Below are 19,119 nucleotides of genomic sequence, written 5' to 3'. Positions count from 1 at the left end.
GGGCGGTGCCCCGCGCTCCGGGCAACCCGGTCCACCTCAGGGGCATGCCCTCAGGCTTGACCCGGGCACCTCGCGGTCTTCCCGGCGGGCAGCGGCCTTCCCTGATCCGCTCCCGGGGAAAACAATGTAGGCCATGCAGCATGCCGGACTGTGGAGATGACAAACCTACTGTGTCGCCCTGCCGAATACGAAGCCAAGCTTGCCGTCATTCATGACATAGGGCGTGCAGGTCATGCCGGGATGGACCGCGTCGTAGGGTTTCAGCCATCTTGTCGAGACCCAGCCGGGACGCAATGCGAGGGTCATGCTCCGGACGTAGCCGTTCGTAGGCGGTGCGTCCGTGGCGATGGGGAGTACTGCCAGCGCAGGAGCAATGCTCGGGGCACCGTCCCGTGGTTCGCTCTGCAGCGGGATCGGATGCCTGAAATCCATCATGACCCGTTCCGGCGCATCAAGGGCCATGCATCTGTACCCGTCGAGCGCACGGACCGGGGTTCTGTGCAGCGCCAAGGCCGGGTGGCTGATGCTGCAGGTGAGGGCCGCAAGGATCGCGGCCCGGTGGGAAAACCTCATGCTGGACTCCTCGTCAGCCGGTCAGGATCAAACTGGACGCGGCACTGCCCATTTTTGCTGCGACCGCCGCGCGCCATTGGCCGACCGTGGTGGTTGAACTGATATTGTTCCCCGACATCGCCGTGCTCGATATGTAGGACGACATGAGGCTGCTGTCGTCGGCCGTCGCGATTTCAGCGCCCCCGCTCGGGCCAAAGTTATAATAGGCCCGGGCATCAAGGGCCGTCGGGTTACTGATGCCGCTCTGCTGCAGGCTGGTTGCGGCATCCTTGAGATACTGCGCTGCAGCTACCGCTTGTGTTGCCGGGTCCTGCTGGCCCGCCGTGCCGCTGGTGATGGATGAGGCCAGCGAGGGGTCTGCTGCCAGTGCCTCTCCAAGGGTCTGGCTGTAGGTCCCGTTGCTCATCTGGAACGCGCCGGTGATCGTACTGCCGTTTCCGGCCGTGTAGAGGTTCTGGCAGCCGGATTCCACCACGCAGGTCGCTGCCAGCGCTGATGGATTGACGCCCAGCGCCTCGGCGTTCTGGGCTGCCGCATAGCCCCAGGACTGCTGGTATAGGGTCTCGAGCGCATCGCTGTCGGACGTGCCTGCCGTCGCTGTCTGGGTGACGGCGCCGCTTCCGCTGGTGGCCTGGGCTGTGCCCGCCGTGTCCGGGGTCCAGCCACCGAGCCCCGGTTCCTGATAGGTTGCGTTGACATGTGTCGGGAGCCCGCCGGGCACGTTTACTGTCTGCGCGCGCCCGATCGGCGGCGCGACGAGGCCGCACGTTACGAGGACCACGGTCGCTTGCGCCGTGCGGCGGCATGGGAAGGGGAGCCGGATCACCGTGGCCTCCTGTTGCGAGGCGGACAGGATCGGCCAGCATCATGCGACCTGTGTCAGAACTTCGTACGGCGTTTCGGTTCTGGCCCTGAGCGTGTCCGTCGTGGACACGCTCAGGGCATCCGTCCGAGCGCAAATCCCGCTATCAGGACGATGGAACTGTATCCCAGGATGCGAAAGGCCGTCTGCAGGTTGTACCGTCTGGTCATGGCCGTGGCCTGGCTCTCGATGGCGCCCCTTAATCCTTTCGTCATATCCGCCGTGATCGCGAGGAGTTTCTTCTCGACCAGCTTTTCGTTGATGGTGCGCAGCGTGTGCACCGCTTCAATGCCGTCCCTGAGGTGGCTGCGGATGGCGATCGTGTCCTGCGCCAGGGTTTCGCGCTGCTGTTCGACCACCAGCCTGCTCTCGGCAACGGAGCGGATGGAGGCGCGCCTGGCTTCAATGCAGAGGGTGCCGATCTGTCTATCGCTGCGACCAGCGCCGAAAGGACCTCGACTTCGGGCGCGATCGGACGCTCGACCCACTGGGCGGCGACCCGGCGCAGGTTCTCCATACGGACCGCGAATTCACGGTCTGCCGCCTCGATGTCGCCCTGGGCTGCCATCAGACATTCTCCATAACCACGTCGGGCAGCCCCTTTGGCATCCGGGGTAGATAGTCCGCTCCGAGGTCGCGCAGGAAGAGGGGCACGTCCCGCTTGAGCCAGCGATTGACCCGTAGCCTGTCGAAGACCGAGCTTTTCGGCTGTCCGGGAACCGGCTTGTTCGCAGCAAAATCCATGAACGACTGCCCACGATCCGCGATTTTCTTCAGCCCGTTGATCGCGGGGAACACACCGTGCGCGGCTCCTCGGTCCAGAGCGTTGAGCACCGCTTCGTTTTCGAGGATCTGGCTGACCGCCCGAGGTGTATCGATACCGACGGGAAGCAGGCCTTCATTTATGACAATAGCCGTGCGGGGCGGCAGGAAGCCATGCTGCTCCTGAAGGTCCTGCAGATAGTCGATGTCCGCATTTTCCATACCGATCATGAAGATCGTTACAAGCGAGACTCCAAGCTCGTCCATCGCCGCGACAAGAGGAGATGAGCGGATCAGTTCGTGCATCGCGGTCCATCCTCCCCCGATGTCGAGAATCGCATCATGGCGGGATTCAACCAGCTTCTCGATCTGCCCTTCGAGCCAGGCAGCCTGCCCGGTCGGGGACATGCTGTCCGCTTCCAGAACCTGCGGACCAAGCGATGAAAGCGTATGCGAGCGGTTCATGGAATCCGTGTTCCAGATCTCCGGTCTGCCTCCCTGCTGGGCCGTGATCTCGGCCAGTGATTTGAGGAATGTCGTCTTTCCCACCCGCTGGCGCCCGATGGCTACGAGCAGGGTCGGGCGTGTCACCAGCTCCGTTGGGTCTGCGGCGTCTGTGATCGTGGCGGATGCCATGCCTTACTCCCGATGAAAACCGGGCTCCTTCCGCTTCAGTCGCGCAAGAAGATCCCGCTTGATGGCCTCGGCCCGGGCGCGACCAATGGGAAAGTTCTTCTCCCCGGTTGTCTCGCTGCCCGAGCATGCTGGCACTGTCGCGGGCAATGATGCGACCTGCGCGTTTTTTTCGGCGGGCACTATTTGTGCGGGAACGCCAGTTCCATCGGGCGCGCGGCTTACGCGACCGTCATCGACAACAGCGGGCGTCCAGCCGCGAGGGAAGCGGCTGGGTTGCATGGTGCTTTCGGTGTCAGGAGATTGAGGAACCTGTTCAGCTTCCGGGTGCATGCGGCGGGTGCCGGCCATACGACGCCAATAGCGCTCCATACGCTTCATCGCTTCCTTTTCGTCCGGAAGGTCAAGGCCATCTTCTCGGGCTGCCGCAACATAGGGAGCCCAGGAATCCCCTTTTGATCGCAGTGCGCTTATGTCCTCGCAATTGGTGAGCAGCCACCGATAGAGAGGTGTCGCACTGTCTCGGGCCCTATGGTTCTCGATGAGCGATTTCAGCCGTTCCTTGCCGAACCTGCCTGTCATGATTTATCCCCTCCTGCATCCTCGATCGAATGCAATACGGCCAGATCATACCTGGGTCGCAGCTTCGTCAGCATGCAGATTCTCACATGTAATCTGCGCGCGCATACTCATGAGCGACCCATATCCCTACCCTTGACGCACGGACGGAACGACTGTTTCACGACCCAACGACTACCCTTACGACGACCCATTGACATACCCGAGGCCGACATCGCAGCTACCCATAAATCGCCGGTCCTCATACACCATTGCACCGTTGGTGCGGGCGGCTTCGCCGCCAGGAGCGGGGGAGTTGGAAAGGGTATAAGCAATGCTTAGACCCTTCCGGATGCCGCTGAGCTCATTTTAACAAGAGGTCGCATGTTCCCCGCGCACAATTCCCTTAGGAAAAGGGGAGATATGAGATGCGAGATACCATCCCTAAGAGGTCGCGAGTCAGGAAGCCGGTCAGTGATCCGGTTCAACCTATTCTGCATAAGAGCGAACGAGACTATCTGACATTCGAAGACACCCGGATCTCAGTTCAGGAAGTCACCGGAAGGCGATGGATCTCGGCCCGGGAGATTTGCTCCATATTGGGCCTCAGCAATCCATCTGCGACGGTCAAACGGCTTGATAATGATGAATATTGCCGTATTGGCGTGGTGACGGCAGGCGGGATGCAGGACCAACTCTTCGTCAGCGAAAGCGGAGCCAATCACCTGACGTTCATTTCTCGAAAGCCTGTTGCCAAACGGGTCCGACGCTGGATTACCGGGGAGGTGATACCACAGATCAGTCGAACCGGTGCCTATATCCCGGTGGATGCCCCGGAAGTGGCGTGCAACTCACGATCACCAGCAGCCAGATGGATCTTCTCAGGCGTCTTTCGCGGCCTGGTCCTCACATGGTTTTTGTGATGCCAGGACAGGAGCCGTACATTGAGGAGGTTGATCCTCATCAGTTCATTCGCGATCTGGATCGTCACGACGTGGAGGGGCTGGTTCACGCCATGAACCTGATCGGGTCGGTCTGGAGCGTATGCTGCAAAATCGACGGGGCGATGTATTGCTCCGCCGTCTTGCAGAGTGGTATCGGTCGCCAGCTTGATGACGCCATTCGCATCGGGGTGGACCTGTCCCGCAGCGTCATCGTGCCTACCCGAGAGAAATCATAAAGCCGCCACGGTTGTGATTCGATCTTTCCGTGTCACCTTAATTGAAAGAGACAGCGTTGATGAAAAGTACCGATCTGATTGACCGTATCGCCGAAGCCACGGGCGGCACGAAGGCCGATGCGAAGACCGCTCTTGAGACCGTCCTGACCTCTATCGTTCAGGCTGCAGAGGTCGGCGACGAGGTATCGCTGCCCGGCTTTGGCAAGTTTACCGTCCGGCACACCGCTGCCCGCATGGGTCGCAATCCGGCGACCGGTGCTGAGATGCAGATTCCGGCCTCGCGCAAGCTGGTTTTTGCGCCGGCCAAGGCCGTCAAGGACCAGCTCACCGGGGCTAACCAGAAGAAGGCCTAAACGGTCGCATGATTCTGCGTCACGCTTCCCGTGGTTCTGACACGGGGGGGTGACGATGATGAGCGAGTCAGTCGGAAAACCTAACACAACCGCAAGTTGGGACGACGATATCCGGGAACGGCTTCGAATGATCGAAGACAAGCTGTCCCTGATCATTGAAATTCTCGCCCCGAAGGAATCTGATGGTCCGACACTTGATGAGATCCTCGGCCGACTGGTGACACTTGTCGCCGCGCAGGGCCCTGTTCTCAGGCATATTGACGCCACAACCGGCAGAACCCTCGATATTCAGGAGGGCCGGGCGCCCCTCACCTCTCGATCCGAGGAAAAGGACGGAACGGGTGTCTGATGATGACGTTCCGGAAAATCTCGGCTGAGAGTAGTGGTCGCCTGATCACTGCCTATTTCACGCAGGAGCTGCCAGAGCCAGAGCACGATTTCCGTACCCAGCCCGGAAAAGTGCCTGACGCAGATGGTGGCCGACTGACCAGCTATTACACCGGTCGCGATGGGCGGGCCTCGTGGCGACCGGACATGCGACCCGAGATTGCAGCGGCTCTTGGCATTGATCCGAAGACACCACCGAAGAACGCGCAACTCAATCGCCTGTTTGAAGCAAAGAGGGCCGATAATGGCGATGACTGGTCAAGGAATGCCCGCAAGATCAGTGCCTATGATCTGACCCTTGCGCCACACAAATCAGTTACGCTTGCGGCCGAGTTTGCGCCGACCGAGGCCGAGAGGGCAGCCATCTGGCACGCCATTGATCGGGCAAACGACGCCACCATGCTCTATGTCGCGCGGCAAATCGGTTTCGCGCGGCGCGGTCATGGGGGCGAAGACGGTGCCAACCCGGGCGAGGTCGCCTGGGTGTCATTCCGGCATGATACCGCGCGCCCGACGGTCGAGGCGCGTGACGCGGGGACAGGCCAGACCTATCTGATCGATACGCCAACAGGCGGCGATCCCCATGCCCATATCCATAATGCCCTGTTCAATGTCGTGGTTACGGAAGAGGGACATGTGGGTTCACTCGACACGAAGCGGCTGCGATCGCGCGTTCACGAATTTGGAGCATATTTCCAGGCACAGCTCGCTGATGAACTGCGCCGGATCGGCATCGCCCAGCAATACGATGCGAATGAACAGGCGACGGTCATCTCGGCCGTGCCGCAGGATATATCGGATTTCTTCAGCAAGGGACGACGCAACGTCATCAGGGCGGCCAAGGAGTACGCGGCGGCGGAAGGAGCGGACTGGGCGCATATGCCGATCGACCGCAAGCGCCGCATTCTGTCCATGGCCGGCCTGGCAGCCCGGCTCGACAAGGACAAAGGTACGAGTGACCATGAGATATGGCGCGCGCAGGCCAGGCGTCTTGGCTGGGAGGAAAAAAGCCTGCTTGGCACGCCAGCAGCGCCTGTGGGCACCAGGGAACAACGATACGATATTGCCTACCGTTTCGCTGCCCGTCATCTCGCAAGGGAGTTTGAAACAGCCGCCGTGATCGATCACGACAAGCTCAGAACGTATGCTGCCCGGGGCCTGATCGGCACCGGCATCGAGGGTGGGGTGAAGGACATCGATCATGTCGTGGCCCTTATTGAACAGCGTGGTCTTGAACTCGGCGGGGAACGGGTCTCGCTGATTCAGGAGATGCGTGGCGACCGGCTGAGGGTGACGAATTCCGCGCAGATTGCTATCGAGGAGGACCTCGCGATTCAGGCGGCTCGTGCTTCAGGAGACCGAAGCGGGGCGCTGTCGGACCGCCAGATCACAGAAGCGATCGGACGATCGCCGCTTGACTTCGCGAGCGAACATGGAAAGACGCAAAAGGCTGCGATCTACGCTCTTGGCCGGGGCGGCGCGCTCTCCATGCTCACCGGCGTCGCGGGTTCCGGGAAGACGGCCCTGCTGTCTCCGCTGGTTGATGCGTGGAAACATGATACGCGTTATGACACGAATGGTCGCAGGGTTATCGGGATTGCCAATGCATGGCGTCAGGCAGACGCATTACGTGAGGCTGGCATCTTTGACACGAGCGCGATGCTGCCCTTTCTGGCGCGGCTGGAGCGCGGTGACGTCAATGTGGATCGGAACACGGTGCTGGTGATTGACGAGGTCGGTCAGGTCGGTCCCCGCCAGATGCTTCGCCTGTTACAGTTGCAGCGCGATACCGGCTGCACGATCAAGGCGCTGGGTGACCACGAGCAGGCGCAGAATATCGAGGCAGGGGACTCCATCGAGATACTGCGCCGGGTTCTGGATCCGGAAGATATGCCGGAGCTTCTGTCCAGTGTCCGGCAGGTATCTGCGAGAAATCGCGAGATTGCTGATCTGTTTCGTGGCGCAGAACCGGAAGAGAGCGATCTGGAATCTCACGAGTTCAGGGGGGCTGCGGCAAACGCGCATACGGACGGGGAAAATGATGACGACGTCCGTAACAGGTTCCATCTGAAGGAAGTCCGGGATGCGATCGATATGAAACGGGCGGATGGAACGATCCGTCTGGTCGGCGGCGACCATGAGGAAGTCCTGCAGGATATTGCCCGGCTGTATGTGACGCGTCGCGATGCCCTGGTCGCAGACGGTGCCGGCCTGCGGCAAGGCCGGACCAAGACGATCAGCATGTCGGCGCTGACCAATCAGGATGCTGCCGATCTGAGTCGTGCTGTCCGTAAAATCCTGCAGGAGCGCGGCGAGATCTCGACGCATGAAATCACCGTGCAGGCTATTGATCAGCGCGGCGAAACCTATGATCTCGCGATCGCTACGGGCGACCGGCTTCGGCTGTATCGTCGGACATGGGGCAGTGTGGATGGAAAGGGCGCCTCAGTCGGAAATAACGGCGACGTGGTGGAAGTTCTGGCTCATGGCGATGCGGGGCTTCGCGTCCGCACGAAGGACGGGCTTGTTGCTGATGTCGAATGGCGGCGGTTTCGTGATGTGAAGACTGGTCGGGTACTGCTCGGGTTCGGACATGCCATGACGATTGATGCGGCACAGGGGCTTACTTCCGATGAGCATATCAATGCCCTGCCGCGAGGCGTTGAACTGGCGACGGGATTTACCTCATACGTCGCGGAAAGCCGGGCGCGCGGAACCACATGGACCATGATCTCCGATGGCGCGACGTTTGAGGCGGTCCGGAACCAGAGGGCGCTCGGGGACACGACGCCCATCACCAGTGACGACCTGTGGAATCATGTGGCAAAGAAAATGGCGCATAAACCCTATAAATCATTGGGCACGGATCTGGTTGCCCGAACCCGCAAGGCCCGGGATGCGAGGATCCGGGAACTGATCGCGCTTGGGCGCACGCATGAGACACTGACGAAGTCAGGTCGCCCATATGGGAGGGAGATTATTCTGGAAACCCAGGCGCGGCAGGCCGAGCGCCTGCATAAAGCGCGTCTGGTCGAGATCGACGCCAGGCTGCAGGTCATGATCAGGAACGCACCAGCGGTCATGACGGGTGCAGAGCAGGCGCTTCGGAGCCAACGGGCCGCCCAGGTGCTGGGCAGGCGTCACCATGTGCCGTCTGCGTCGCCAGGCGCCGCCAGCTAGAGCGTCCGGTTTTCTGCTGTTCTCACCCGGATTTGAATCCTGCCGACAGTGTGCCATACCGCGACAACATCTCAGATCTGACGCATGCTTTGGTCATTTGCGCAACGAAGTCGGCTGCGTATCGTTAGGGAGGCGGGGAGCAGCAGATAGCAGGTCAATGATGGATGATGTGTCTTTCCGGGGAGATCCTGATCCGTTCGACTGTTGGTTGAAGAAGGAGTTGCGTACTCGGTTCAATGATGTTGTACGCGAACCGATCCCTGAAAGCCTGCTATGCGTTATTGGTCCAACTGAAGCTTCCGGGCATGTTCACGCCTCAAGACCTTCCTGGACCGAAGAGGAAGCTGTGTCTGAGTGTTCTGCTGACACCGGATCCAGATGATCTCTTATCGCAGATATGGCGTCTTGATGCTGGGCGGGAAACGGGTAACAGGATTGCCGTAGAAAGCAAGAAGTGTTGACGCGCAGATGAAATACAGATGAGCAGGCACAGGATCCTATTGGATATCTGCTCAAGAGCATACCTGTTCTGCAATCTGCCAAATCTTCGAAAACGTCGAGGACTATTCCCAGTAGCGGTGTTATATACGGGGCTACAGTTTTTTCGTCTGTTAAGGTGATGGACAATGCCCGAAGAACAACAAAGACAGCTGGCGCTGACCGTGGAAATCATAACTGCTTATGTATCGGAAAATAAAATATCGCCGGACGAACTTATCAGGCTGATTGGGACTGTTTACAATTCATTGTCCGTCCCGACTACTTCGGGCGTAAAAGAACAGATACCTGCCGTTCCCATTAAGCGGTCCGTATTTCCGGATTATATCATATGTCTTGAAGATGGGAAAAAGCTGAAAATGCTCAAACGGCATCTGCAGGCGTCCTATGGCATGACGCCTGAAGAATATCGGCGGAAATGGGGACTTCCATCCCATTACCCTATGGTCGCTCCCAATTACACAGTACGCCGATCGGAACTTGCACGAGAGATTGGGCTGGGGCGGGATATAATGTCCACTGCCACCAAATCTGGTGATGAGGGCGCGACAGAACCTGCATTGTCTGACAGGCCGCAAGGACGTCGCCGGGGTAGAAAGAAGGCCATCCACTAAAAGGGGAACGCGCCGCCGGACCGGGCGGCGCGGCGATCTCCTGGCTCAGGAACGCAGCAATATGCGAAGGCAGAACTTCTTCGCTACGCTGTAGGGTGTCGACAGTGGATGTTCCTATTTGACCGGACCATGATCCAGTTCGGGGCGTTACGTCGATAAATCCCGACGAAAGATGCCTTTTATACAATCCAGGTTGCGGATCGCGATCCTAAGCCCTTGCGTTATGCACCTCGCGGAAGAATTCAGTTCTCAGTGAAAATCCATAAGCGATGACTACAAAGTTGTGCTCTCACGAGGGCAGCCTGCCTTTTCCGCTCGGATCATCCTTTTTTCAGATCCCATGTCTGGTGACGGACAACTTTCTTCTTATCACGGGCGGTCCACGTGTAGTCATTCAGAGAATGAACGCCTCAGCGCCTCAGAGATGGCGTTCCAAAGCCTGAATTTTTCGATCATGGGATATTCTTTCTGAATCTTGCCGCTGGGTATGAAACGAGTATCCCGTAATGACCTGATGATGCGGTCGGCATCCATATCCGGCATTTCAACAAGCTCCTTGAGTGCCTGCCGGGCATTATGGTGCGACCGGAGATATATGGCTTCCTTGTTGATTTTCACTGAGAACTGACCCGGGTAGGGCGGAAATTTTCATCGAGAATTGACCCATGCCTTCACACTGCCCGGCAGCATCTGCTGGGGGTTTGAGGAGTGATTGACATGGAGCTTCTGAGTGTGATCCGGCGGTGGCACTGCCGGGATCATCTTCCGATCCGCGAGATCGAACGCCGGACGGGACTGTCACGCAATACGATCCGGAAATATCTCCGGGCACAGAGTATTGAACCGCGGTTCCAGATACCCGAACGTCGCAGCCGACTGGACCCGTTTGCTGACAGGCTGAGGGGATGGCTGGTCCTGGAAGCCGCCCGCCCCCGCAAGAACCGGCGCACGGCGCGACGACTGCATGAAGACCTTGTGGCACTGGGTTATGATGGATCTTACGGACGGGTGGCCGCTTTCATCCGGCAATGGAAACACGAACAGCACCAGGCACGCCAGACAACGGGTCGGGGTGTTTTCGTGCCCCTGAGCTTCCAGCCCGGGGAAGCCTTCCAGTTCGACTGGGGTGAGGACTGGGCGGTCATTGCCGGCCGTCGCGTCAAGCTGCAGGTTGCCCACACCAAACTGTCCTTCAGCCGGGCCTTCATACTCAGGGCCTATCCCCTGCAGACCCACGAGATGCTTTTTGACGCGCTTGCCGAGGCCTTCCGCGTGCTCGGTGGCGTGCCACGGCGGGGTATTTTTGACAACATGAAGACCGCTGTGGACCGGATTGGCTCTGGCAAGGCACGTCAGGTCAACCTGCGCTTCATGGCCCTGGCCAGCCATTATCTGTTCGAGGCGACCTTCTGCAATCCGGCAGCGGGATGGGAGAAAGGGCAGATCGAGAAGACCGTGCAGGATGCCCGACGCCATATCTGGCAGGACCTGCCTGCCTTTCCTGATCTGGGGGCGCTGAATGCCTGGCTGGAAGCCCGCTGCCTGGACTGCTGGGAACGGCTGCAGCATATCGAACTGGCCCGGAGCATCGCCGAGGTCCATGCCAGCGAGCGTCCTCACCTCATGGTGCCGGGGCGTCCCTTTGACGGGTTTGTCGAACAGACCAAGCGCGTCTCACCAACCTGCCTGATCCAGTTCGAAGGCAACCGCTACAGCGTGCCGGCCTCCTTTGCCAATCGTCCGGTCAGCTTGCGGGTTTATCCCGACAGGCTGCGCATTATCGCCGAAGGGCAGGTTCTGTGCGTGCATGACCGGATCATCACGCGTTCGCATGGTGTGCCAGGTCGCACGGTGTATGACTGGCGGCATTATCTGGCGGTCATCCAGCGCAAACCGGGCGCCCTACGTAATGGCGCGCCGTTTACCGAATTGCCAGCCGCCTTCCGGGTCCTGCAGGATCAACTGCTCAGGCGGCCTGGAGGCGACCGGGAAATGGCTGAAATCCTGGCCCTTGTGCTGCAGCATGATGAGCAGGCTGTCCTCTGCGCGGTTGAACTGGCACTTGAAGATGGCGTGGCGACCAAGACCCATGTTCTCAATACGCTTCATCGCCTGATCGATACCAAGAGAACCGTGGTTCCCCGGCTTGATGCCCCACAGGCCCTGGTGCTCGAACACGAACCGTGCGCCGATACAGGGCGGTATGACATCCTGCGAAGGGACAGCCGCCATGCGTCATGATCCTGCCGCTGCTTCACTTGTCGTCATGCTCCGTGGATTGCGGATGTATGGCATGTCCCAGGCCACGGCCGACCTCATCGAGCAGGGCGCACCTGCCTTCGAGGCGGCCATCCCCATCCTCTCACAACTCCTGAAGGCGGAACTGGCCGAACGCGAAGTGCGCTCCATCGCCTACCAGACAAAGACCGCCCGGTTCCCCGCCTATAAAGACCTGTCCGGGTTCTCCTTTGCCAATACGCAGGTCAACGAGCCCATGGTCCGCCAACTCCATGGCGGGGACTTTATCGAGCGTGCTGAGAATGTCGTGCTGATCGGTGGCCGGGAACCGGGAAAACCCACCTGGCGACCGCGCTGGCCATCCAGGCGATCACCCATCACAGGAAGAAGGCGCGCTTCTGGTCAACGGTCGACCTGGTCAATGCGCTCGAACAGGAAAAGACCGCCAACCGGGCCGGGCAGATTGCCGACAGGCTGCTCCGCCTGGATCTCGTGATCCTTGATGAACTCGGTTATCTCCCCTTCAGCGCGTCTGGCGGCGCCCTGCTGTTCCATCTGCTCAGCCGCCTCTACGAGCGCACCAGTGTCATCATCACAACCAATCTGAGCTTCAGTGAATGGGGAGACGTCTTTGGTGACCCGAAGATGACAACGGCGCTCCTCGATCGGCTGACCCATCACTGTCATATCCTCGAGACAGGAAATGACAGCTACAGGTTCCGCGCCAGCACCGTCGCATCAAAAAACAGAAAGGACAGATCCTCTTCTTGACCGCCCGCCCGACTATGCCTGAAATAGCAGCTGGCTGGGTCAATTCCTGATGAAAACCTGGGTCAGTTCTCAGTGAAAATCAACAGCTTCCTCTTTCATGTGGTGCTTGATGGTCATCTCCAGTGCTGCGCTGAGATAGATAACGTGGGGGGCGAAATTGATATAGCGCCAGGCCGGTCTCGCCAGATCAGGGCTTGAGAAGTCGAGATTGGATTTTATCCCATCAGGATAGGTCTTCATGTCACGATCGAAAGAGACTTGATCCGAGATCTGTTGCATCAGGGGTTTTGAAACCCTGTCCAGAATCTGGTCGTAGTTTCGCCTGCTCGTTGGGTCTCCAATGATCGTAGCTGAGATGGGGAGGATGATCTGGTCGGGGATGGCGCCGTCCCGCCTGAGAACGTCATTTATCAGGAACCGGTGGACACGGCCGTTCCCGTCAGAAAGAGGATGGATGTAGACGAACCCGAAGGCTGCCACGGCGCTACGCATGACAGGAGACTGTCCTTCCGTCCTGTCGAGGAAAATTTTTAATCCCTCAAGCATATCCGCTACGTCTTGTGCGGGAGGCGCGAGGTAATGAACAACATTCTCGTACCTCATCGTGTATTCTCCAACGAATACTGGTGACAGCCGCAAGCCAAAATGCTCGGTTATTGTGACGTCACCGAGGATGTTGCGTTGCAATTCGGCAAGGTCAGTATCTGTCAGGGGGACTGTCCCTTGCCCGGTTCTTGTGGCGAGTACGTGGCTGAAGCGCTGGATCCGGTCAAGTTGATGCTCCTCGCCTTCAATGATGAAACTTGCCTTGCTTTCACGATTTGTCAGCACACTGCGGCCCGGGCAAGCATGCTCTCGCCGAACTCCTGCACCAGTTCACCGTAACCGGCAGACACGTCCATCTCCGCAGCCGTCTTGAGTTGACTGGAAAGCGGGATAAAGGGACAAAAAAAGCGGTTCCCAGGCATGTTGTCACGGACGCGCCATCTGCTGACGTTGCTCGTCTTGTCCGGAGAAGCTGTTACCTGAAAAGATGCGTCCAGTGCGAAGACGTAGTTGCCGCCGAGGTCGACTGGCGGCACGAGCGTTTGTCCGGTGACGAACTCAAAGAGAAATGACGCCCGTCTGGCGTATTGTCCGGTCGGCGCACTGTTTATCCACTCCTGGACAAAACCTGGTCCGGTCTTCGCAAAGACGCGGGCCAGCAACTCCAGGCTGGTGGGTTCGTGTCGCAGATGAAACTGCAGATGCGCGGCTGCCGTGTCAGCCGGACGCATGTTTTCGGGATACGTCTCGATGCTGTATAAATTATGATGACTGCTCGAGCGACGACTTCCAAGCTGGCTTTTGACAGCCAGTCCGCCGAATGGCTCTGCATCATATTTCAGTGCGAGCCACATGCCGCCAATCGGGTCCGCCATTCGAATTAGATTCCTGCCGAGTTGTCCAAAACCGTTTATTGATGCTTAAAATCGCATATAAACGATGCCTTGTGTAAAAAAATATATATGGACAGCCGTGGCCACGCGTATGCTTCCGTCACTTCGTCTTTGTGATCAATAATTCCCACTCGCTGAAGCGCCCTCACGGCGTTGATTTTCACTGAGAACTGATGGTACGGATCAACTGCGGCGTGATGGATTCCTCCACTGGACAGTCAACTCTTCAGCATCCTCTCAGGACCACTGCGAGCCGTCCACACCGTCAGTTCTTAGTGAAAATCAACATCCTATGGCGTGACGCTTGAAGAATATCGGCGGAAGTGGGGACTTCCGTCTCATTATCCTATGGTCGCTCCCAATTACACAGTGCGCAGATCGGAACTTGCACGAGAAATCGGATTGGGGCGAGACATAACGTCTGCTGCGACAGAATTTGATGATATGGGCAACGGAATCGGCATTGCCAGAGAGGTCGCAGGAGAAGCGTCGGGGCATAAAGAAGGCCATCCACCAAAAGCGGAGCGCGCCGTCAGACGAGGCGGCGTGGCTGTTCTTTTGATTCAGTCATGATGATGAACAGACCGCTGTCTACCTTATATCCCGACGCTAGAGTCCGGCAGACGAAAGATTCCTTTTATACAATCCAGATTGCGGATTGCGATCTGCGTGTGTGTCTTTTCCCGGAAGGCGCTACCGGGATAGAGTTCGCCGCCTTCCTGGAAAAGGCCGCGCACCGTATCATAAGGTGCGAGATGAGACTCTGGGGCTTCAATAGAATCGTGAAGATACCTGATAACAGCGCAGTCGAGGTTACGAAAAAGTTTATCACTATTTACGTCGTGCCGGGAATCACGATTCACCGGCATCGGTATATCATCCGTGCTTAATGTGTCTCGCAGGCCTTCATAGGCGGTCTTGAGCATCTCCAGGTCTTCGCGTGTCGTTAAATCAAGACAGTTGCCCAGATCTACGACCAGACCAATAACGAACGGTTTGAAACCGGAATCCCTGCGCTGTTTCTGATATGCCCATTCTTGCGCACGTAACGGGTCGGACTCCCAGACATAGAAACCCGGTCCAAGCCAATCGTAGTCGGTCTCCGACGGAGTTGGTGCGCTTTCTCCGTTAATCAGTTTCCGGCCGACCTCTTCAGAACAACCATGATAACCGAGTACAAAAGATGTATGAAGAACTGTCAACGCAGTTACGCTTTAAGCATGCCCTCAATGCGTGGGTCACGCGTGTACTCTTTGGTAACCGCGCCTTTGCTATCGATAATCCCCATTCGCAGCAAAGCCGCATGGGCTGTCCGCTTGCTCTTCGTGTTCGCAAGGGTCTGCTTTCTTATTGCTGCTAGAGCAGTCTGATGGGAGTTCAGCTTCATGATGCTACATATAAGGCAGCCAAGTGAAGAAGTCACCCTGTTTTATCTCAGCCTGCCTGATGGAAAAGGCGGCATCCGGCTCCCTGTTGTCGCATCCCATGACCACCATCCACCTGCTCCGAAGGTCGCGTCGTAGTAATTTTCCTTTTCGGCTCGTCTGGTAGTGTAGGCCTCATCCGTGCGACCGAAAACTTCCATTGGATATCCGTCATTCCGCGCCGTGTCCTGCAGGATGAAATCCGGGAAAACGAGATCCCGTTCCGCGTCGAAACGCAGTGGTTTTTCGAATGCGCGCCCCGCTGCCACGAGGGCATCGGCTACCGCCAGTTCATGACTGCTTTCGAAAGGAAGCAGGCTGTGAGAGACGGTCATCAGGCACCAGTCCTGACTTCCGCCTGGATCCAGCCCTTCCATCGGCTATTGGGCGCTACGATGTTTCGTGCCGTCACATAGAGCAACGCCACAACATGTGCCTGCCGCGCCGCTTCGGGCAGGGCGAGCGTGGCTGCCGCCAGTTGGTGCGACCGGGCAAGACGGTTCCTCTCAGCCGCAGGCACTGTCAGAAAGCAGCGGTAACCGTTGCGCTGGCCGGTCAGGGCCATCGTGAAATTGCCCCTGGGATCTGGTTCCAGAGCCTCCACGAACCCGATCAGGAACAGATGGTTTTCCTGTCCTTCTGTCCTGACAACGGCATGGAGACGCCGTCCGAACTTTTCATGCCCTGGGGCAACAGGACAGAGAAGATCGGAGATCAGTCTGCCCTGCGCCCGGATCCGGGTTCCGGCAGAGGCGATCCGGCCCAGGGCAACCGTCGGTGTGCGGTGTCCGGCGAATTGTGGCCGCCATTCGGTCAGCCCCGCCCGCTCCCACAGGAGATGGAGCAGCCCGAGAGGCGTCATCCGGCGCTGTCGCGCCTGTCCAGGCCGATCTGAAGCAGGCAGCGGCGTGTCATCGACTGGCCGGGGTGGCCCCTTGCGGCGCAGGCCGATCGACAGGGTCACAGCGACATCCCCATCCTCACCCTCGCGAATTACGCTATTTACATAGCTGGCGCGCCCACTTTTCTCCGGGTCAGGCTTGTAGAACGGGCATGTCTTTTCATGCAGCGGTCCTTCATTTGGCCAGACGGCGAGGTGATAACTGTGACTGTCCGCCCGGTAACGGATCTGTAGAGGCAGTGCGGCACCGCGATGCTGGCACAGGCATCGCGCCTTGTCAGAACGCTCCGCGCTCCGGCTTTCATCATATTTTGCCTTAAGGCGGCGTTCCCAGCGTTCCGGGTCGGTGCGGCGCCATTCGAGTTGGAACCTTTCCCCGCCAGGAAGGATGATGATCGTGCCCGTCATGCCGAGGTTTTTTCTCGCAATATCCTGATCTGGGCGAGGATTTCCTTTTCGGTCATTCCGGTGCTGGCCGCGCCCTCCTTCGGTGCGCCTTTTGTCATAGCGTCCCTGACACCCAATATAAGCAGTGCCTGACGCCGGGCTACACCGGGCTGCCGGTCCACGCGGCGTTCAATAGCCTCCAGGCGTCCAAGCAGGTGACCGTCGATGGGAGGTATGGTGCGGGGCGGTGTCTGAAAACCGGGTTTCGGGATGGAGGCAGCATCACGCAGCATATAGGAAAACGGTGTCAGCATGTCTGTGCCGGCTGCGTGCTCATTCTCTTCATCGTCATTGGCGGTCGCAACCCGGCGTGGTGCGGCGGCGACTGCTGCACCAATCTGTGCAAAATTGCGCAGGATGTCTTGAGAACCTGGACCGAGGCGGTCGACTGCTTCCTGGAGTGCGCGAACATCCGGCTCGTCGTGTACCGTGGTCAGTTCAGACTGAAACAGGCCGCCTTCGATCGTCGCGAGGAGGGCGAGCAACTGCTGGTCCGGGGGCACCCGATTCAGGTCCAGCGGCGCTGCAAGCATGACCGGCTGGGCCATGCGGATCGCGCCTGACCGCCCATTGACGGCGGCAAAGAACGTCTTCGAATGGACGATGCGACCGGCATACATCGTTATGGCCTCGCCCTCGATGAGTGACTGAAGGTCTGCCCAGGGAATACGGGCGACTTCCCGGACTTCGGCACCCCGTCCTTCCCGATAACTGCCAGCCGAGTTGCCTTCGAAATGCGTGGCCTGACTGACCTCGATCCGATCGGACTGCTTTTCGATCCACTCGCGCGTGCGCATGGCATCCTGCAGGCGCATGGCGTGGGTGAGGTTGGCGTTGCCGAGCAGGGTAAAGGCTTTGTCGCCGATGCGTGTCGTAAGACCCGGAAGATCCTGAAACCCCAGCCAGAACATGCAGTTCAGGCCGCGTCCCATGGCCAGCTGCCGGTCCATGCCGTCCGTGACGTAGGCGGAGAGTTCGTCGTAGAAAAAATGGAACGGCGCGTCGCCGCTGCCTGCCTTGAGCTTGAAGACCTGCTCGGCGGGGCCGTCAAGGCGGGCGCCAAGAAGCTGGGCCATGACGCCGCGACCGGCCGCGACCACGATCTTGCCCAGTCCGGCCAGCGTATCCGAGGAATTCTCCAGCGCGGGCAGCGTGACGACGAGAATGCGGCGGTTCAGCACCACATCGCGCATATCGATGTCGGGTGTCTGGGCGCGGAAGATATGCCCGAGACTGACGCCAAGCTGCGTGAAGACCCGGGTGAAATACATCTTGGCGTAGCCATGCTGCTCGCTCGGTTTGTTTTCTTTCTGCTCATTCCACGCCAGAGAGGAATCATATCCCGGCAGTTCGCCAGATAGGCCTGGGCCGGATAGAGGATATCATCGGGAATTTCGGGAACGCTGATCTCGATGGGGTGATCGGAGCCGGGATTGCGGATCAGGAATACGCGATGCCGGGCCAGCGTGCCGATCCAGCGCAGTTCCATGGCGTAGCGCATGGTCTCGATGTTGATCGGCACGCCGTGGGTGTCGCGCATCCAGGTCAGGACCGGGGCGATCGTGCCGGCAAGGCCGACAGCACGATCCCGAAAGACGCCGTTGGCGTCGTTGCTCGACGGCTCACCAAGCTGGCTGACCAGCATTTCACGGATGGCGTCGGCATTGCCGGTCGCAAACGGATTGAACGTATTGGACTGGCGGATGCCGCTTGCGGTCAGAAAATTGAGATTGAGCACCTGGTCGTCCAGCCCGAAGCGGCGGGCAAGCGCCAGCACATCCCCGTGGACCGTGTTGTCACCCTTGCCGTCGATCAGGATGAACCCGGATCCATGCGCGAGAGGATTGGCCAGCAGGGAGATTGCGGATGTCGTTTTGCCTGCACCCGTTGTGCCGGGCACGGAGGCGTGCTGGCGCCCCGCGTCGGATGAAAGCCAGAGTTGCTGGCCGGTCAGTCCGTCCGTTCCAAGATATATGATGCCTGCCGCCGCTCGCGGCCGACGGGTTTTGGGATCAAGATCGTGTTTGTCCTTCAGGCCGGAATACCTGGGCAGATGAAAAGGCAGCACGGGCTGGCGGGTCATGACCCAGAGCGTCAGGCAGAGGGCGAGTGGAAAGGTGATCCCGACGATCGCGGGAGCCAGCACGCTGAGCCCTGCCAGAATCATGAGGGCGAACCCGGAACTGCTGGATTGCAGCTCTTCGGCGATCCGGACCGTGAAGGGACGCGTGTCGCGATAGGTGGAGCCGTGTTTCAGTTGCTGGTGGACCTGCGGTCCGCCGATCTCGCGCTTCACCAT

At 59.0% G+C, this 19,119-nt stretch carries 20 protein-coding genes and 2 pseudogenes; 9 read left to right on the top strand and 13 right to left on the bottom strand.

Going from position 1 to position 19,119, the window contains the following annotated elements:
* Positions 1 to 165 precede the first annotated feature (165 nt).
* The 5 genes from JCM25156_RS01260 to JCM25156_RS01240 all read right to left on the bottom strand — a co-directional run bounded on the left by JCM25156_RS01260 (position 166) and on the right by JCM25156_RS01240 (position 3,412).
* The gene (locus JCM25156_RS01260; RefSeq protein ID WP_025811717.1) at positions 166 to 573 is read right to left on the bottom strand and encodes a hypothetical protein; all 408 of its coding nucleotides are present in this window, start codon (positions 571 to 573) and stop codon (positions 166 to 168) included.
* Positions 574 to 586: 13 nt separating this feature from the next.
* Complete coding sequence (locus JCM25156_RS01255) at positions 587 to 1,399, bottom strand: hypothetical protein (protein WP_025811715.1); 813 nt, start codon at positions 1,397 to 1,399, stop codon at positions 587 to 589.
* 110 nt (positions 1,400 to 1,509) lie between these two features.
* Positions 1,510 to 1,794 (bottom strand): hypothetical protein, encoded by a 285-nt coding sequence (locus tag JCM25156_RS30410; RefSeq protein WP_242402376.1) that lies wholly within the window; start codon positions 1,792 to 1,794, stop codon positions 1,510 to 1,512.
* A gap of 208 nt (positions 1,795 to 2,002) precedes the next feature.
* Positions 2,003 to 2,788, bottom strand: coding sequence for an ATP-binding protein (locus tag JCM25156_RS01245; protein WP_242402375.1), 786 nt, complete (start codon positions 2,786 to 2,788; stop codon positions 2,003 to 2,005).
* A gap of 48 nt (positions 2,789 to 2,836) precedes the next feature.
* Positions 2,837 to 3,412, bottom strand: a complete 576-nt coding sequence (locus tag JCM25156_RS01240; protein WP_025811712.1) for a hypothetical protein — start codon at positions 3,410 to 3,412, stop codon at positions 2,837 to 2,839.
* 404 nt (positions 3,413 to 3,816) lie between these two features.
* Here JCM25156_RS01240 and JCM25156_RS27395 point away from each other — a divergent pair, with 404 nt between their 5' ends.
* The 6 genes from JCM25156_RS27395 (at position 3,817) to JCM25156_RS27385 (ending at position 9,600) form a co-directional block, all read left to right on the top strand.
* Entirely contained in the window at positions 3,817 to 4,311 is a 495-nt protein-coding gene (locus tag JCM25156_RS27395) for a BRO-N domain-containing protein (RefSeq protein ID WP_242402374.1), read from the top strand.
* A 71-nt stretch (positions 4,312 to 4,382) separates the two neighbouring features.
* Positions 4,383 to 4,568, top strand: coding sequence for a hypothetical protein (locus JCM25156_RS30405; RefSeq protein ID WP_242402373.1), 186 nt, complete (start codon positions 4,383 to 4,385; stop codon positions 4,566 to 4,568).
* Positions 4,569 to 4,627: 59 nt separating this feature from the next.
* Positions 4,628 to 4,921 carry an HU family DNA-binding protein gene (locus JCM25156_RS01230; protein ID WP_025811710.1) on the top strand — a complete coding sequence of 98 codons (294 nt, stop codon included), beginning with the start codon at positions 4,628 to 4,630 and terminating at the stop codon, positions 4,919 to 4,921.
* Positions 4,922 to 5,048: 127 nt separating this feature from the next.
* Positions 5,049 to 5,270, top strand: a complete 222-nt coding sequence (locus JCM25156_RS01225; protein WP_407637079.1) for a hypothetical protein — start codon at positions 5,049 to 5,051, stop codon at positions 5,268 to 5,270.
* Positions 5,270 to 8,488, top strand: a complete 3,219-nt coding sequence (mobF, locus tag JCM25156_RS01220; protein ID WP_025811706.1) for a MobF family relaxase — start codon at positions 5,270 to 5,272, stop codon at positions 8,486 to 8,488. Before JCM25156_RS01225 ends, mobF begins: the two co-directional genes overlap by 1 nt.
* 626 nt (positions 8,489 to 9,114) lie before the next feature.
* Positions 9,115 to 9,600: a MucR family transcriptional regulator gene (locus JCM25156_RS27385; RefSeq protein ID WP_084296386.1), complete on the top strand. Its 486-nt coding sequence runs from the start codon at positions 9,115 to 9,117 to the stop codon at positions 9,598 to 9,600.
* Positions 9,601 to 9,990: 390 nt separating this feature from the next.
* Here JCM25156_RS27385 and JCM25156_RS01210 read toward each other — a convergent pair whose 3' ends face one another.
* Positions 9,991 to 10,218, bottom strand: a complete 228-nt coding sequence (locus JCM25156_RS01210) for a hypothetical protein (protein ID WP_025811703.1) — start codon at positions 10,216 to 10,218, stop codon at positions 9,991 to 9,993.
* Between the two features lie 99 nt (positions 10,219 to 10,317).
* Here JCM25156_RS01210 and istA point away from each other — a divergent pair, with 99 nt between their 5' ends.
* Both istA and istB read left to right on the top strand, forming a co-directional pair.
* Entirely contained in the window at positions 10,318 to 11,841 is a 1,524-nt protein-coding gene (istA, locus tag JCM25156_RS01205) for an IS21 family transposase (protein WP_025811701.1), read from the top strand.
* Positions 11,750 to 12,609 (top strand): annotated as a pseudogene (gene istB / locus JCM25156_RS27380) (IS21-like element helper ATPase IstB). The gene istA and the pseudogene istB overlap by 92 nt, the downstream one beginning before the upstream one ends.
* A gap of 69 nt (positions 12,610 to 12,678) precedes the next feature.
* Here the strand turns inward: istB and JCM25156_RS30400 are convergent.
* Together JCM25156_RS30400 and JCM25156_RS30395 are read right to left on the bottom strand one after the other, a co-directional pair.
* A complete protein-coding gene (locus JCM25156_RS30400) occupies positions 12,679 to 13,440 on the bottom strand; it encodes a Fic family protein (protein ID WP_242402371.1) in 762 nt (253 codons plus the stop codon).
* Positions 13,434 to 14,030, bottom strand: coding sequence for a hypothetical protein (locus tag JCM25156_RS30395; RefSeq protein WP_242402370.1), 597 nt, complete (start codon positions 14,028 to 14,030; stop codon positions 13,434 to 13,436). The genes JCM25156_RS30400 and JCM25156_RS30395 overlap by 7 nt, the downstream gene beginning before the upstream one ends.
* A gap of 306 nt (positions 14,031 to 14,336) precedes the next feature.
* Here JCM25156_RS30395 and JCM25156_RS27375 point away from each other — a divergent pair.
* A pseudogene (locus JCM25156_RS27375) lies at positions 14,337 to 14,610 on the top strand (MucR family transcriptional regulator); the annotation flags it as partial.
* Between the two features lie 34 nt (positions 14,611 to 14,644).
* Here the strand turns inward: JCM25156_RS27375 and JCM25156_RS27370 are convergent.
* The 5 genes from JCM25156_RS27370 to JCM25156_RS30380 all read right to left on the bottom strand — a co-directional run bounded on the left by JCM25156_RS27370 (position 14,645) and on the right by JCM25156_RS30380 (position 19,119).
* Positions 14,645 to 15,250, bottom strand: coding sequence for a hypothetical protein (locus JCM25156_RS27370; RefSeq protein ID WP_081472674.1), 606 nt, complete (start codon positions 15,248 to 15,250; stop codon positions 14,645 to 14,647).
* A gap of 227 nt (positions 15,251 to 15,477) precedes the next feature.
* On the bottom strand, positions 15,478 to 15,807 hold the full coding sequence (locus JCM25156_RS30390) for a DUF1173 family protein (protein ID WP_242402369.1): 330 nt from the start codon (positions 15,805 to 15,807) through the stop codon (positions 15,478 to 15,480).
* Positions 15,807 to 16,781 carry a DUF1173 family protein gene (locus JCM25156_RS20490; protein ID WP_242402368.1) on the bottom strand — a complete coding sequence of 325 codons (975 nt, stop codon included), beginning with the start codon at positions 16,779 to 16,781 and terminating at the stop codon, positions 15,807 to 15,809. Before JCM25156_RS20490 ends, JCM25156_RS30390 begins: the two co-directional genes overlap by 1 nt.
* Positions 16,778 to 18,013, bottom strand: coding sequence for a TraM recognition domain-containing protein (locus JCM25156_RS30385; protein ID WP_242402367.1), 1,236 nt, complete (start codon positions 18,011 to 18,013; stop codon positions 16,778 to 16,780). The genes JCM25156_RS20490 and JCM25156_RS30385 overlap by 4 nt, the downstream gene beginning before the upstream one ends.
* Positions 17,995 to 19,119, bottom strand: a complete 1,125-nt coding sequence (locus tag JCM25156_RS30380; RefSeq protein WP_242402366.1) for a type IV secretory system conjugative DNA transfer family protein — start codon at positions 19,117 to 19,119, stop codon at positions 17,995 to 17,997. The genes JCM25156_RS30385 and JCM25156_RS30380 overlap by 19 nt, the downstream gene beginning before the upstream one ends.

This window comes from Komagataeibacter kakiaceti JCM 25156 (assembly GCF_000613305.1).
Note: the sequence above shows the minus strand (reverse complement) of the source record. Positions and strands in the feature narration are given on the sequence as shown.

What these genes read in the sequence shown, in the direction of transcription:
- JCM25156_RS01260 (WP_025811717.1), bottom strand. Translation starts at nt 573, where the DNA reads ATGAGGTTTTCCCACCGGGCCGCGATCCTTGCGGCCCTCACCTGCAGC.
- JCM25156_RS30395 (WP_242402370.1), bottom strand. Translation starts at nt 14,030, where the DNA reads ATGGCGGACCCGATTGGCGGCATGTGGCTCGCACTGAAATATGATGCA.
- JCM25156_RS01225 (WP_407637079.1), top strand. Translation starts at nt 5,049, where the DNA reads ATGATCGAAGACAAGCTGTCCCTGATCATTGAAATTCTCGCCCCGAAG.
- istA (WP_025811701.1), top strand. Translation starts at nt 10,318, where the DNA reads ATGGAGCTTCTGAGTGTGATCCGGCGGTGGCACTGCCGGGATCATCTT.
- JCM25156_RS01240 (WP_025811712.1), bottom strand. Translation starts at nt 3,412, where the DNA reads ATGACAGGCAGGTTCGGCAAGGAACGGCTGAAATCGCTCATCGAGAAC.
- JCM25156_RS30380 (WP_242402366.1), bottom strand. Translation starts at nt 19,119, where the DNA reads ATGGTGAAGCGCGAGATCGGCGGACCGCAGGTCCACCAGCAACTGAAA.
- JCM25156_RS30385 (WP_242402367.1), bottom strand. Translation starts at nt 18,013, where the DNA reads ATGCGCGATGTGGTGCTGAACCGCCGCATTCTCGTCGTCACGCTGCCC.
- mobF (WP_025811706.1), top strand. Translation starts at nt 5,270, where the DNA reads ATGATGACGTTCCGGAAAATCTCGGCTGAGAGTAGTGGTCGCCTGATC.
- JCM25156_RS20490 (WP_242402368.1), bottom strand. Translation starts at nt 16,781, where the DNA reads ATGACGGGCACGATCATCATCCTTCCTGGCGGGGAAAGGTTCCAACTC.
- JCM25156_RS27385 (WP_084296386.1), top strand. Translation starts at nt 9,115, where the DNA reads ATGCCCGAAGAACAACAAAGACAGCTGGCGCTGACCGTGGAAATCATA.
- JCM25156_RS01230 (WP_025811710.1), top strand. Translation starts at nt 4,628, where the DNA reads ATGAAAAGTACCGATCTGATTGACCGTATCGCCGAAGCCACGGGCGGC.
- JCM25156_RS27395 (WP_242402374.1), top strand. Translation starts at nt 3,817, where the DNA reads ATGCGAGATACCATCCCTAAGAGGTCGCGAGTCAGGAAGCCGGTCAGT.
- JCM25156_RS30390 (WP_242402369.1), bottom strand. Translation starts at nt 15,807, where the DNA reads ATGACCGTCTCTCACAGCCTGCTTCCTTTCGAAAGCAGTCATGAACTG.